General features: G+C 69.0%; 10 protein-coding genes and 1 tRNA gene. 4 read left to right on the forward strand and 7 right to left on the reverse strand.

Features of this window, described 5'->3' with window-relative positions; genetic code table 11:
* Window positions 1-32: 32 nt before the first annotated feature.
* Entirely contained in the window at window positions 33-2,774 is a 2,742-nt protein-coding gene (gene secA / locus VF592_RS03310; protein ID WP_331004179.1) for a preprotein translocase subunit SecA, read from the forward strand.
* A 164-nt stretch (window positions 2,775-2,938) separates the two neighbouring features.
* Here the strand turns inward: secA and VF592_RS03315 are convergent, their stop codons facing one another.
* From VF592_RS03315 to moaA, 4 genes are all read right to left on the reverse strand, one after another.
* Complete coding sequence (locus VF592_RS03315) at window positions 2,939-3,553, reverse strand: CC0125/CC1285 family lipoprotein (RefSeq protein WP_331004180.1); 615 nt, start codon at window positions 3,551-3,553, stop codon at window positions 2,939-2,941.
* An 80-nt stretch (window positions 3,554-3,633) separates the two neighbouring features.
* A tRNA-Asn gene (locus VF592_RS03320) sits at window positions 3,634-3,708 on the reverse strand.
* Between the two features lie 88 nt (window positions 3,709-3,796).
* The gene (locus tag VF592_RS03325) at window positions 3,797-4,576 is read right to left on the reverse strand and encodes an NAD kinase (protein ID WP_331004181.1); all 780 of its coding nucleotides are present in this window, start codon (window positions 4,574-4,576) and stop codon (window positions 3,797-3,799) included.
* Window positions 4,573-5,604, reverse strand: coding sequence for a GTP 3',8-cyclase MoaA (gene moaA / locus VF592_RS03330; RefSeq protein ID WP_414714145.1), 1,032 nt, complete (start codon window positions 5,602-5,604; stop codon window positions 4,573-4,575). The genes VF592_RS03325 and moaA overlap by 4 nt, the downstream gene beginning before the upstream one ends.
* A 77-nt stretch (window positions 5,605-5,681) precedes the next feature.
* Between moaA and VF592_RS03335 the strand changes: the two genes are divergently transcribed.
* Window positions 5,682-7,331, forward strand: coding sequence for a GGDEF domain-containing phosphodiesterase (locus VF592_RS03335; RefSeq protein WP_331004182.1), 1,650 nt, complete (start codon window positions 5,682-5,684; stop codon window positions 7,329-7,331).
* 365 nt (window positions 7,332-7,696) lie between these two features.
* Window positions 7,697-8,119: a hypothetical protein gene (locus VF592_RS03340; RefSeq protein ID WP_331004183.1), complete on the forward strand. Its 423-nt coding sequence runs from the start codon at window positions 7,697-7,699 to the stop codon at window positions 8,117-8,119.
* 80 nt (window positions 8,120-8,199) lie between these two features.
* Here VF592_RS03340 and mfd read toward each other — a convergent pair whose 3' ends face one another.
* Entirely contained in the window at window positions 8,200-11,655 is a 3,456-nt protein-coding gene (gene mfd / locus VF592_RS03345) for a transcription-repair coupling factor (RefSeq protein ID WP_331004184.1), read from the reverse strand.
* Window positions 11,655-11,921, reverse strand: coding sequence for a succinate dehydrogenase assembly factor 2 (locus VF592_RS03350; protein WP_331004185.1), 267 nt, complete (start codon window positions 11,919-11,921; stop codon window positions 11,655-11,657). The genes mfd and VF592_RS03350 overlap by 1 nt, the downstream gene beginning before the upstream one ends.
* A gap of 74 nt (window positions 11,922-11,995) precedes the next feature.
* Here VF592_RS03350 and recG point away from each other — a divergent pair, with 74 nt between their 5' ends.
* Window positions 11,996-14,044 (forward strand): ATP-dependent DNA helicase RecG, encoded by a 2,049-nt coding sequence (gene recG / locus VF592_RS03355; RefSeq protein ID WP_331004186.1) that lies wholly within the window; start codon window positions 11,996-11,998, stop codon window positions 14,042-14,044.
* Here recG and VF592_RS03360 read toward each other — a convergent pair.
* Window positions 14,041-14,355 (reverse strand): PilZ domain-containing protein, encoded by a 315-nt coding sequence (locus tag VF592_RS03360; protein ID WP_331004187.1) that lies wholly within the window; start codon window positions 14,353-14,355, stop codon window positions 14,041-14,043. The genes recG and VF592_RS03360 overlap by 4 nt on opposite strands.
* Window positions 14,356-14,420: the final 65 nt, after the last annotated feature.

Here is a 14,420-nt window from a genome sequence, read left to right on the forward strand (position 1 = left end):
GCTGCCCGCCCGCTTATTCCAGGAATTCGTCCATGCTCGGCGGCTTTGCCAAATCCCTGTTCGGGTCGTCCAACGACCGATACGTCAAATCGCTCAACCCCCTGCTCGCGAGGATCGCGGGGTTCGAGCCCGCGCTCCAGGCCATGTCGGACGACCAGCTCGCCGGACAGACGGCGCTGTTCCGCGAGCGGCTGGCGGACGGCGCCAAGCTCGACGACCTGCTCCCCGAAGCGTTCGCGACGGTGCGCGAAGCGGCCAGGCGCGTGCTCGGCCAGCGGCATTACGATGTGCAGATGATCGGCGGAATCGTCCTTCACCGGGGCGAGATCGCCGAGATGCGCACGGGCGAGGGCAAGACGCTGGTCGCGACGCTCGCCACCTATCTCAACGCCTTGCCGGGCGACGGCGTCCATGTGGTGACGGTCAACGACTATCTCGCGGCACGCGACGCGGAGTGGATGGGGCGGGTCTACCGCTTCCTGGGCATGTCGGTGGGCGTGATCGTCCCCAATCTGACCGACCAGCAGCGGCGCGACGCGTACGCGGCCGACATCACCTATGGCACGAACAACGAGTTCGGCTTCGACTATCTGCGCGACAACATGAAATATGAGCGCAGCGCGATGGTCCAGCGGCCCTTCGCCTATGCGATCGTGGACGAGGTCGATTCGATCCTGATCGACGAGGCGCGCACCCCGCTCATCATCTCGGGCCCGACCGACGACAAGTCGGAGCTCTACATGTCGGTCGACGCGGTGGTGAAGCGGCTCGCGCCCGAGGATTACCAGAAGGACGAGAAGCAGCGTTCGATCGTGCTGACGGAGGACGGCACGGAGAAGGTCGAGCGGATGCTCGAGACCGCCGGGCTGCTCCAGGGACAGAATCTCTACGACTTCGAGAACACGCAGGTGGTCCACCACCTCAACCAGTCGCTACGCGCCAATGTCATGTTCAAGCGCGACACCGATTACATCGTCAAGGACGACAAGGTCGTCATCATCGACGAGTTCACCGGCCGCATGATGGACGGGCGGCGCTGGTCGGACGGCCTCCACCAGGCGGTCGAGGCCAAGGAGGGGGTCGAGATCGAGCCCGAGAACCAGACCATGGCGTCGATCACCTTCCAGAATTATTTCCGCATGTACCCCAAGCTGTCGGGGATGACCGGCACGGCCGCGACCGAGGCGGCCGAATTCTACGACATCTACAAGATGAACGTGGTGACGATCCCCACCAATGTCGGCGTCAAGCGCGTCGACGAGGAGGACGAGTTCTACAAGGACACGCCGGACAAGTTCCGCGCCATCGCCAGGAAGATCCGCGAACATGCCGAGCGCGGCCAGCCCGTGCTCGTCGGCACCGTATCGATCGAGAAATCCGAGCTGCTGAGCGATTTCCTGGTTCAGGAAGGCGTGGAGCATTCCGTCCTGAACGCGCGCCAGCATGAGCAGGAGGCGCGGATCGTCGCCCAGGCCGGGCGCGAGAGCGTGGTGACGATCGCGACCAACATGGCCGGGCGCGGCACCGACATCCAGCTGGGCGGAAACCTGGAATTCCGGGTCGAGGACGAGCTGGGCGCCCTGCCCGAAGGTCCCGAGCGCGATGCCGCGATCGCGCGGATCAAGGCGGAGATCGCTGAGGAGAAGGCGCGCGTGCTGGCCGCGGGCGGGCTGTTCGTGCTCGGCACCGAGCGGCACGAGTCGCGGCGCATCGACAACCAGCTTCGCGGCCGGTCGGGCCGCCAGGGCGATCCGGGCTTGAGCCGTTTCTACCTGTCGCTGGACGACGATCTGCTGCGTATCTTCGGTCCGGACACGCTGTTCGCCAAGATGATGCGCAACAATATCGAGGATGGCGAGGCGATCGGCTCGAAATGGCTGACCAAGGCGATCGAGACCGCGCAGAAGAAGGTCGAGGCACGCAACTACGACGTGCGCAAGCAGGTCGTCGAATATGACGACGTGATGAACGATCAGCGCAAGGTCATCTACGAACAGCGCGCCGACATCATGGACGCCGATGCGGTCGGCGACGTGGTCGTCGACATGCGCGCCGAGACGGTCAACGTCTTGGTCGGCGAGGCGTGCCCGCCCAACAGCTATCCCGAGCAATGGGACGTGGCGGGCATGAAGGCGCGTTTCGAGGAGGTGCTGGCGCTCGACCTGCCGATCGACGACTGGCTCAAGGAGGAGGCGATCGACCCCGAACTGGTCGAGGAGCGCGTCCGCGCCGCCGCCGATGCGGCGATCGAGGCCAAGGCGGCCGATCTCGATCCCGAGACCTGGACCCAGGTCGAGAAGTCGATCCTGCTCCAGAATCTGGACCATCATTGGAAGGAGCATCTGGCCACGCTCGACGCGCTGCGTCAGGTCGTCCACCTGCGCGCCTATGCGCAGAAGACGCCGCTGAACGAGTATAAGCAGGAGGCGTTCGCGCTCTTCTCGCGGATGCTCGACGCGATCCGCGAAGATGTGACGCGGACGGTCGCCCATGCGCAGTTCCGCGTCGACATGCCGCCGGCGCTGCCCGAGTTGCCCGACTTCATCACCAGCCATTTCGACCCGTTCACGGGCGAGGACGACACGCGCGACCTCGACTCGGCGGCGCGCGGGCTCGTGAGCGCACAGCTCCCGCCGCTGTCGATCCCGCGGCCCGAGCCGATGGAGATGGGCGAGGACCCCGCCAGCTGGGAAGGCGTGGTCAGCCGCAACTCGCCCTGCCCGTGCGGGTCGGGGCGCAAGTACAAGCATTGCCACGGGACGGTGACCGCGTGAGGCGGGCGTGAAAAAGCCGCCGGTGCTGGGGAGCACCGGCGGCTTTTTCTTATCGGGCGGGGGCGACACGGGCAAAGCCCGTGTCGTCGAACACCGGGAGCGACGAACCGTCGTTCCCGGTGTCGGCCGCGCCCCGCGATCCTTCCTTGTCTAAGGCTTGGGCCTTAGCCGCGGTCGCGGGGCAGGACCACCGTCGGCCCAACCGTGTCGATCACCCGGCGCGCGTCGAAGGCGCGCAGATTGTCGCGTGGGATGGGACCGCGACGCATCACGATCTCGGCGGTCGCCTCGAACCGGTCGACCTGACGGATGTCGAAATCGTTGCCGAAGCCGCCGAACCCGCCGAACCCGCCATAGCCTCCGTAGAAGCCGCCGAACCGGCGATAGCCGAAGGGACGTCCGTAAAAGCTCCACGCCGGACCCCAGGCGCCAAAGCCGGGACCGAAGCCGCCATAGCCGAGGCCGGGCGTGGTGTAGGTACGGGTCTGGCGGTCAGTGTCGCGCTCGGCCGTGACGAAATAGTCATAGCCTTGTTGCAGCGTGAGTTCGGCGGCGCGGAAGAGCAAATAGCGCTCCACCGTGTCGCGCTCGGTCACGCTGTTGCCGCCGAAGCTGACGAGATAGCGATCGGGTTCGATCCGCTGCTCGCTATAGCCGGTGCGGTTGAAGCCCTGGCCACGCGCCGGGCGGTAGGTGGTTTCCGTCGCGCAACCCGCGACGACGAGAGTGCCGGTCGCGAGCGCGGCCAGCAGAGCCTTGCGGCCAAGTCCAAGACGCATCTTTACGTTCTCCGTTCGCGGCGAATGCGGCGAATAGACCGCCCATTAACAACCAGTTACGGAACGTCCGATGAACGAAATGGCTCCCCGGGCCTGATTCGAACAGGCGACCATTCGATTAACAGTCGAACGCTCTACCGCTGAGCTACCGGGGAACACTTTTCCACCGAGCGGAGCCGCTCGGGAGGGGCGCCTATGGCAGCGGTTTTCGGGGAGATCAACCCCGCGCCCGCGCGTGCCCGCTCAGGCGATGAACTGTTCCATGGTGATGCGGTCGTCCAGCGCGTGTTCGGGGTCGAACAGCAATGTCAGCGCCCGCGCGCGGTCGACCGAGATGTCGACCCGCGCCACGTCGCGCACCTCGTTGTGATCGGCCACCGCCGATACGGGCCGCTTGGCGGGGTTGAGCACGCGCAGCGAGATCTGCGCCTTGTCGGGCAGGATCGCGCCGCGCCAGCGCCGCGGGCGAAACGGGCTGATCGGGGTGAGCGCGAGCAACGCGGAGCCGAGCGGCAGGATCGGGCCCTGCGCCGACAGGTTGTACGCGGTGGACCCCGCCGGGGTGGCGACCAGGATGCCGTCGCAGGCGAGTTCGGGCATGACCACGCGGTCGTTGACCGTCACCTCCAGCTTGGCGGTCTGGCGGGTCTCGCGGAGCAGCGACACCTCGTTGATCGCGGGCAGTTGATGGACGCGGCCGTCATTCCCGGTGACCGTCGCCGCCAGGGGCGAGATGCGGAACGGCTTGGCGCGCAGCAGGCGTTCCGACAGGCCATGATGGCGCCAGTCGTTCATCAGGAAACCGACCGTGCCCAGGTTCATGCCGAACACCGGCACGGCCGGCCGTCGCCGCGCGAGCATCGCATGGAGCGTCTGGAGCATGAAGCCGTCGCCGCCCAGCGCCACGACGAGGTCGGCGTCCTCGAACGGGACCCAGTCGTCGGCGTCCGCCAGGTCGCGCGCGGCGGCCTGGGCGGGCGGCGTCGGCGAGGCGACCAGCGCGCGCCGCGGCTGGTCGCTCATCCGCCGGTGACGCTCATGTGACGCGCGACGGCGGGCCCGTCGCCGACGCCGATGCGGAAGTCATGGCGTGCCGGCTTGATCCGCAGCCCCAGATCGATCGCGGCGTCGAGCGCGGCAACGCCGCCGTCGCGCAGCGCGGCCTTGAGGTCGACCTGGTCGTCATGGCCGAGGCACAGATACAGCTTCCCCTCGGTCGTCAGGCGGACGCGGTTGCAGCCGTCGCAGAAATTGGCGGTGAGCGGGGATATGAGCCCGAGGCGCGTCGCGCCGCCATCGACCGACCAGTAGCGCGCGGGCCCGCCGCTGCGGTGGGCATCGCGGGTCAGGGTGAAGCGGTCGGACAGGGCCCTGAACACCTCGGTCAGCGGCAGGAAGCGGTCGACGCGGTCCTCCTCGACGGCGCCGAGCGGCATGGTTTCGATCAGCGACAGGTCGAACCCCTCGCGCGCCGTCCAGGCGAGGATGTCGGGCAGTTCATGCTCGTTCAGCCCGCGCAGCGCGACGGTGTTGATCTTGACCCGGAGCCCCGCGTCGCGCGCCGCGAAGACGCCGCCGAGCACCTGAGCGAGATCGCCATGCCGCGTGATGTGGCGAAAGGCCGCCGGATCGAGGCTGTCGAGGCTGACGTTGACGCGGCGGATACCGGCGGCGTGGAGACGCGGGGCGTGCTCCGCCAGGCGCGTGCCGTTGGTCGTCATCGTCAGCTCGTCCAGGCCGTGCCCGACATGGGCGCCGAGCCGGTCGACGAGTTCGCCGACATCGCGACGGACGAGCGGCTCGCCCCCCGACAGGCGGATCTTGGTCACGCCGCGCGCGATGAACCGCTCGGCGATGATCGCGATCTCCTCCAGCGCGAGCAGCGCCGAACGGGGCAGGAAGGTCATCCGCTCGGCCATGCAATAGCGGCAGCGCAGGTCGCACCGGTCGGTGACGGAGATGCGCAGATAACCGATCGCGCGACCATGCGCGTCGATCAGTCCGGGCGCGTCGACCGGATGCGGTTCGGCGGGACTGGTCGGGACTGCCACGTCCTTGAGCTAGGGCGGGACGTGCCGCGCGACAAGCCCGTTTACCCGGAGGCCCCGCGCGGCCTAGACGCGAAGGCGTGAGCGGGGGCGGGGACATCATCGAATTCGACGCCGATCGCGCGCTGGCGATCCTGTCGTTCCGGCAGCTCGACGAGCTGGTCCAGCTCGCCAGCGGGGCGGGGTGGCGGGTCGTCGGCGCGCGGCGGCTGGAGGAGGTCGACCTCCCCGCGGCAGGCGCGGCGGTGACGGTGGTCGACGCGCGCGGCGCGCTGGACGAGGGGCTGGGCGCGATCCGGACGCTGGCGCCTGCGGTCGAACGCGCCGGCGGGGCATTGCTCGCGCTGGTATCGCGCGGGGATGCGGGGTCGATCGGCGCGATCCTGGAGGCCGGCGCCACCCATTTCCTGCTCAGCCCGGCGGGCGAGGGCGAATTCGTGCACGCGATCCGCTTCGCCGAGCGGCTGACCGAGCGGCTGGGGCGTGCCGACGTGCTTCCCCGGCGGCGGCGGGGCGATCCGGTGCCGGTGGCGCAGGTCGGGGACGCGGTAAGGCGCTGGACGGCGGGGCGGCTGGCGGCCGGGCGCCCGGTGATCGCCGCCTGCGTGGCGCTGACGAGCTTCGAGCTGGTCAACTCCGCCCATGGCCGCGCGATCGGCGACGCGATCCTCCAGGCCGCCGCCGAGCGGCTCCAAGCGATCGCGACCGCGCTGTTCGGGTCGGACGCGATCGTCGCGCGGACCGCCGGGCCGGAATTCCTGCTGGCCGGCGATGCGGGCGCGGCGGACGCCGATGCGCTCGTCGCGCGGGTGACGGCCGACCTGTCCGAGCCGTTCGGGCGCGCGGTGGTCGGCGCGCGCGTGGGCGTCGCGACTTCGCGGGCCGGGGAGGATGCCGGCGCGCTGATCCGGCGTGCGGGAGCGATGCTGGCCCCGGTCGACCAGGGGCTGGCGGCGGAGGCGCTGGCGGTCGATGTCCACCACGCGATCGGCGACGGGCAGATCGCGGTGCTGTTCCAGCCCCAGGTCGAGATCGCGACGGGGCGGATCGTCGGGGTCGAGGCGCTGGCGCGCTGGACGCATCCGCGGCTGGGCGCGGTGGGCGCGGAGGCGCTGTTCGCGGCGGCGGAGCGCGCCGGGCTGGGACTGGCGCTGTCGGAGCATGTCCAGCGGCTGGCGCTCGACAGCGCGGCCGGCTGGCCGACGGCGCTGTCGGCGCTGCGACTGTCGATCAACGTCACCGCCGAGGATGTCGGCGGCAGCGACTTCGCCGAACGCTTTCTCCAGCGCGTCGCGGCGGCGGGGTTCGTGCTCGATCGGCTGACCGTGGAGATCGTCGAGACGGGGCTGATCGGCGATCTCGACCGCGCGGCCGCGCTGCTCGCCCGCTTGCGCGCGGCGGGATGCCGGACCGCGATCGACGATTTTGGGACGGGCTATTCGAGCCTCGCCTATCTCAACGCGCTGCCGCTCGATTATCTGAAGCTCGACATGTCGCTGGTGCGCGGGATCGAGCGCGACGGGCGCGAGCGGGTGGTGGCGCAGGGCGTGCTGGCGCTGGCGCGGTCGCTGGGGCTCCACACGATCGCCGAGGGGGTGGAGACGGCGGCGCAGCGCGACCTGCTGGCGCGCGAGGGGTGCGAGCTGTTTCAGGGGTTCCTGTGCGCGGGGGCGTTGGATGTGGCGGGGCTCGCGGCGCTGGTAGAGCCTCGTTTCGGGTCTCCCGCGTAGGCGAGAGAGCGAGGGGCGCGAGCGCGGAAGGTCACTAAGGTCACGCCAAGAACGCCTGGTCGCCGGGCCTACGAACCTGAACAAGTAGAGGGAAGTAGAGGCGTGAACGAGGTTCGGCGTGAGCCGGAACGCGGCGGACGCGGCCACCTCTGTTGCGTTGCGAGCCGCTTGCCTAGATCGACAAGGCGAAAGAGCAGGACTTGGGACGGACCCGAGTCGGCGGAGCGTCTCCGATGGTAGGGATGCTGTAGGACAGCGACTTCCTTGACGTCTGCTTTCGACCCGTAGCGGGTATCCAGCGCCGGTCGGTCAACGGCCCCGTTCCTCCGATTGCAGAGATAGTCGACATGTGAAATGTAGTTTGAATGAAGTTAGCAGGTCCGCTCCTCGTACTCCTCACCATCAGCGCTTGTGGCTCAAGTGAGAAAACTCGCCAGCAGAGATTGATGAATGAAATCGAGGCAAAACTGAAATTGCCGAAAGGCTCACTCCCGTTAGCGCAACATGCCCGGTACTACACTGAATATCGTGGTAGAGTTCTCGCAGCATACACGACTGAGATTGAGACGAGAGCCGCCGACTATGGTTGTTCGGACATGCAGGCTAATATGAGCCTTAAAGAGGTGTCAGGTCCAGCGGCTGCTGACTTGCGGCCGGGCCGTCGCCGATGGGTGCAATTCAGTGATTATCCTGCGGTGGCTTCTGAAGGTTGTCGGGCTGTTCAGATTCAGTACGACGCATCGACCAAATCGGTCGAGTACGCGGAATGCGCGATGCCGGATTACTGAGGTGGACGCCAAGCTGGCCGACGAGGACGAACGGCCGCCAGCCACTCGAAATCGTTGCTGTCCGCCAGAATGCGCCCGCCCTACCCCGCCGCCTTCGCCAGCCCCCGGCTGATCTGCAGCGCGCCGTTGAGCCGCGCCTTGGGATCGGCCCAGGCGCGGGTCACGACCAGCTTGCTGTCGGGGCGCAGGCGGGCGATGCCGCCGAGCTTCTCGACATAGGCCATGACGCCCGCCGGGTTGGGCGGCTTGTCGTCGTGGAACGAGATCAGCACACCCTTGGGACCGACATCGATCTTGGCGACGGCGGCGCGCTTGGCGTTCATCTTGATCTCGATCACGCGGATCAGGTTCTCGGTCGGGTCGGGCAGGGGGCCGAAGCGGTCGATCATCTCGGCTGCGAACGCCTCGACCTCCCGCGTCTCGTCCAGGTCGTTGAGGCGGCGGTAGAGGCCCATGCGCAGGTCGAGGTCGGGGACGTAGTCGTCGGGGATCAGGATGGGCGCGTCGACGGTGATCTGGGGCGAGAAGTCGCGCGGGCGCGAGGCGAAGCCGCCCGCCTTGGCGTCCATGATCGCCTCCTCCAGCATCGACTGGTAGAGTTCGAAGCCGACCTCCTTGATATGCCCCGACTGCTCGTCGCCGAGCAGGTTGCCCGCGCCGCGTATGTCGAGATCGTGGGAGGCGAGCTGGAACCCGGCGCCGAGCGTGTCGAGGTCGCTGAGCACCTTCAGGCGCTTGTCCGCCGCCTCGGTCATCTGCCGTTCGGGCGGGGTGACCATATAGGCATAGGCACGCGTCTTGGACCGGCCGACGCGGCCGCGCAGCTGGTAGAGCTGCGCCAGGCCGAAGCGGTCGGCGCGGTGGACGATCATCGTGTTGGCCGACGGGATGTCGAGCCCGCTCTCGACGATGGTGGTCGAGACCAGCACCTCGAACTTCTTGTCGTAGAAGGAGGACATGCGTTCCTCGACTTCGGTCGGGGACATCTGACCGTGGGCGACGACGTAGCGGATCTCGGGCACCTCCTTCCGCAGGAACTCCTCGATATCGGGCAGGTCGGCGATGCGCGGCGTCACCACGAAGCTCTGGCCGCCCCGGTAATGCTCGCGCAGCAGCGCCTCGCGCAGGACGACGGGGTCCCAGGGCATGATGTAGGTGCGGACCGCGAGGCGATCGACGGGCGGGGTCTGGATGACCGACAGGTCGCGGATGCCCGACATCGCCATCTGCAGCGTGCGTGGGATCGGCGTAGCGGTCAGCGTCAGCATATGGACATCGGCCTTGAGCGCTTTCAGCCGTTCCTTGTGGGTGACGCCGAAACGCTGCTCCTCGTCGACGACGACGAGCCCCAGCCGCTTGAAATCGATGTTCTTCGCCAGGATGGCGTGGGTGCCGACCACCACGTCGATCGTGCCGGCCGCCAGCCCCTCCTTGGTCGCCTTGGCCTCGCCGGCGGTGACGAGGCGCGAGAGGCGGCCGATGCGCATCGGAAAGCCTTCGAAGCGCGCGACGAAATTATTGTAATGCTGGCGCGCGAGCAGGGTCGTGGGGCAGACGATCGCGACCTGCTTGCCCGCCATGGCGGCGACGAAGGCGGCGCGCAGCGCGACCTCCGTCTTGCCGAAGCCGACATCGCCGACGACGAGCCGGTCCATCGGCTTGCCTGCCCCCAGATCGGCGATGACGTCGCCGATCGCGCGGTCCTGGTCCTCGGTCTCCTCATAGGGGAAGCGATCGACGAAGCCGGGATAGCCGCTCCCATCGGGCTCCAGCACCTCGCCGGGATGGAGCGCGCGTTCGGCGGCGGTGGCGATGAGCTCGCCCGCGATCTCGCGGATGCGCTCCTTCATGCGCGACTTGCGCCGCTGCCACGCCTCGCCGCCCAGGCGGTCGAGCGTCGCGCCCTCCTCGCCCGATCCGTAGCGCGACAGCACGTCGATATTCTCGACGGGCACGAACAATTTGTCCCCGCCCGCATATTCGAGCGCGACGCAGTCATGGGGGCTCTGGCCGACCTTGACCGAGGTCAGGCCGAGATAGCGGCCGATGCCGTGTTCGGTATGGACGACGAGGTCGCCGGGCGAGAGCGTCGCGAGTTCGGCCAGGAACGCGTCGGCCGACTTCTTGCGCTTGGTGCGGTGGATCAGCCGGTCGCCGAGCATGTCCTGCTCGGTCAGAAGCGCGACGCCGGGCGCGGTGAAGCCATGGTCGAGCGGCAGGACGATCAGGGCCACCCCGCTGGCGGATTGGCCGAGCGCCTCCTGCCAGGTGTCGACGGTCTTCGCGCCGGTCAGGCGGTGATCCTTGAGCAGCCCGCCCAGCCGCTCGCGCGCGCCGATCGAATAGCTGGCGAGGATGGGCTTCTTTCCGGCGCGGCGCAGGCGACCCAGATGATCGACCACCGCCTCGTACAGATTGACGCCCGACCCGCGCTCCGGCCCGAAATCGCGTGGGCCGTCGACCGCGAAGTCGAGGACGGTCGCGCTTTCGGGTTCGTGGAAGGGCGTGGCGAGATGGGCGCGCGCGCCGGTCAGCCGCTCGTTCCACTCGTCGGCGGCGAGGTAGAGCGATTTGGGCGCGAGCGGGCGGTAGCTGCCGGGCTGGGCGGCCTCGGCGCGGCGGCGATTCTCGAAATAATCGGCGACCGCCTCGAACCGGCTCTCGGCGGCGGCGACGCTGCCCGAGTCGCGCAGGACGATCGCCTTGTCGTCGAGATGGTCGAACAGGGTCGCCAGCTTCTCCTCGAACAGCGGCAGCCAATGTTCCATGCCCGCGAGGCGCCGGCCCTCGGACACGGCCTGGTAGAGCGGGTCGCCGGTCGCGGTGGCGCCGAAGCGCTCGCGGTAGGCGCCGCGGAACCGCTTGATCGACTCCTCGTCGAGCAGCGCCTCGGAGGCGGGAAGGAGGGTGAAGCCGTCGAGCCGGCCGGTGGTCCGCTGGTCGTCGGCGGAGAAGGTGCGGACCGATTCGATCTCGTCGCCGAAAAAGTCGAGGCGCAGCGCCTGTTCCTCGCCGCTCGGGAACAGGTCGACGATGCCGCCGCGCACGGCATATTCGCCGTGATCGTGGACGGTGTCGGTGCGGACGTAGCCGTTCGCCTGGAGCAGCGCGGCCAGCTTGTCGCGGTCGATCCGCTCGCCGGGCATCAGCGTCGCGACGAGCTGGCGGATGCGGAAGGGCGTCAGGACGCGCTGGGTGGCGGCGTTGGCGGTGGTGAGGACGAGCTGCGGCCGGTCGCGCCGGCCCTGGAGCCGGTGGAGGCAGGCGATCCGCTCCGCCATGGTGCGCAGATTGGGCGAGGCGCGGTCATAGGGCAGGCAGTCCCAGGCGGGAAAGCTCAGCACCTCCAGGTCGGGCGCGAAGAACGGCGCACACTGGGCCAGCGCGCGCATGGCGGCATCGTCGGGGGCGACGAACATCACACGTGACGGCGCGGCGCGGGCGAGGTCCGCGAGGAGCTGGGGCTGGAACCCGGTCGGCACGCCCGAGAGAGTGAGCGGGCCGGGAGCGGTGAGGATGGTCTTCAGGTCGGGCATCAACGCGCTACGGGCACATAGGTCAGCGCGCGCATCCGCTCCATCATCGGGCCGCCCCACTCAGGCGGGCAGGCGATCGACCCGATCGCCCAGCCCATGATGTCGACATCCTGTTCCTCGAGCAGCGCCTCGAACCAGTCGAGTTCGCTCGCGTCCCACTGGGCCGAATGCGCGTCGAAGAAGCCACCGATCATCAGATCGGCCTCGCGCGTGCCGCGGTGCCAGGCGCGGAAGCGCAGGCGCTTGAGGCGGATTTCGGGGTCCATGGGCAGGCTCCAACGGCGATCGGCCCACGGGCGCTGGCAGCGGCCGTCGGCTGGTGTATGGCGGGCAGATAGTCATGCGGCCCGACATCCTCAATCCGTTGTTCGCGGAAGCGACCGCGCTCAAGGGCGTCGGCCCCGCTCTGGCCAAGCCGCTGGAGCGGCTGAAGCTGGAGCGCGTGGTCGACATCGCCTTTCACCTGCCGGCCGGCCATGTCGACCGCTGGGCGCGCGACGAGCTGATGCAGGCCGATGTCGGCCGCACGATCGCGATCACGCTGCGCCCGGTCGATTATCGCCTGAGCGGCGGGCGCGGGCCGACGCGGGTCCAGGCGACCGACCGCCGGGGCAACCCTGTCAGCCTGACCTATTTCGGCGGGGCGTCGGGCTATGTGAAGAAGCTGCTGCCGCTGGGCGAACCCAGGCGGGTATCGGGACGGCTGGAGCAGTACGGCCAGGAGCTCCAGATCGTCCATCCCGAGATCGAGGGCGACGAGCGGTTCCGCGACCGCGAGGCGATCTATCCGCTGTCGGAGGGGATCACGTCGCGCCGGCTGGCCGCGCTCGCGGCGCAGGCGATCGCGCGCGCGCCCGCTTTGCCCGAGTGGATCGAGCCGGGGCTGAAGGAAGCGCGCGGCTGGCCCGACTGGCGCGACGCGCTGGAGCGGGTGCATCTCGACCCCGCCGACCTGAAGGCACGCGAGCGGCTGGGCTATGACGAGGTGTTCGCCAACCAGCTGGCGATGACGCTGGTCCGCGCCGACACGCGCAAGCGCCAGGGCCGCGCGCTGGTCGGGGACGGGCGGCTGCGCGACCTGTTGCGGCTGCCCTATGAACCGACCGGGGCGCAGGCGCGGACGGTGCGCGAGATCGAGGGCGACCTGCAACAGACCGCGCCCATGCTCCGCCTGCTCCAGGGCGATGTGGGATCGGGCAAGACGCTGGTCGCGCTGATGGCGCTGCTGATCGCGGTCGAGGCGGGGGCGCAGGGGGCGATGCTCGCGCCGACCGAGATCCTGGCGCGGCAGCATTTCGACACGTTGCAGCGGATGCTCGCCGGGCTGCCGGTGACGGTCGCGGCATTGACGGGCCGCGACAAGGGCCGCGCGCGCGAGGCGACGCTGATGGGGCTGCAATCGGGGGAGATCGACATCCTGGTCGGCACCCACGCCATCTTCCAGGAGGCGGTCGGCTACCGCGACCTCGGACTGGTCGTGGTCGACGAGCAGCACCGTTTCGGGGTCGCGGAACGGCTGCTCCTTTCGAACAAGGGCGTGCGTCCGCCGCACCTGCTGGCGATGACCGCCACGCCGATCCCGCGCACGCTGACGCTGGCGCAATATGGCGAGATGGATGTCAGCCGGCTCGACGAGATGCCGCCGGGCCGCAAGCCGATCGAGACCCGCGTCGTGTCGGAGGACCGCTTCGACGAAGTGGTCAACGCGCTCGGGCGGCACATGTCCGAAGGCGGCCAGGCCTATTGGGTGTGCCCCTTGGTCGAGGAAAGCGAGAAGAGCGACCTAGCCGCCGCTGAGGCGCGCGCCGAGGTGCTCCGGGCGCGGTTCGGCGAGCGGGTCGGGCTGGTCCATGGGCGCATGAAGCCGGCCGAGAAGGACGCGGTGATGACCGCCTTCGCCGGCGGACGGTTGAGCGTGCTCGTCGCGACCACCGTGATCGAGGTCGGGGTCGACGTGCCCAACGCCACCCTGATCGTGATCGAGGCCGCCGACCGGTTCGGGCTGGCGCAGCTCCACCAGTTGCGCGGGCGCGTGGGGCGGGGCGGGGGGCTGTCGCGCTGCCTGTTGCTGCGGGGCGGGGCGCTCAGCGAGACGTCGCGCGCGCGGCTGGCGTTGATGCGCGAAACCAATGACGGCTTCCGCATCGCGGAGGAGGATCTGCGCCTGCGCGGGCCGGGCGAGATGCTGGGCAAGCGGCAGTCGGGGGAGGCGGAGTTCCGGCTCGCCGCGCCCGAGATGCTCGCCGACCTGCTCCAATGCGCGCATGACGACACGCGGCTGCTCGTCGACCGCGACGGCGGGCTGGAGGGCGCGCGCGGCCAGGCGGCGCGGATCGCGCTCTACCTGTTCGATCGCGACGCGGGGGTGCAGCTGCTCCGATCGGGTTAGGCGGTCGGGAGCGTCCCGAGCAGGGTCCGATATTCGCGGGGGGCGATAGGACGATCGAACTGGCAGCCGATCCGCCCGCCTAGCGACCAGCGGACCCGGCCCGCGACCTGGCCCAGCATCGGCAGCGTGACCCGGATGGTTGCCCCCGGCTCGTAAGTCTCGTCGCACCGCGCCATCAGCCCGCCCGGCGAGATGTTGACGACGAGCATGATGGTCGGGCGCCCGGCGGGGTCATAGGCGCGCGCACGGTAGTGAACCTCGTCGCGCGGTTCGCTCCGTACTTCCGTTAAGTCCTGAACCTTGCTCGCCATTTCCGGCTCTCCCCTGCGCCATGGTTAGCGGTGGGAGAGATAAGCGCAACGGAACGGCGATGGTT

The sequence above is a fragment of the Sphingomonas sp. genome (assembly GCF_036388435.1).
In the GTDB taxonomy this organism is placed as follows: domain Bacteria; phylum Pseudomonadota; class Alphaproteobacteria; order Sphingomonadales; family Sphingomonadaceae; genus Sphingomonas.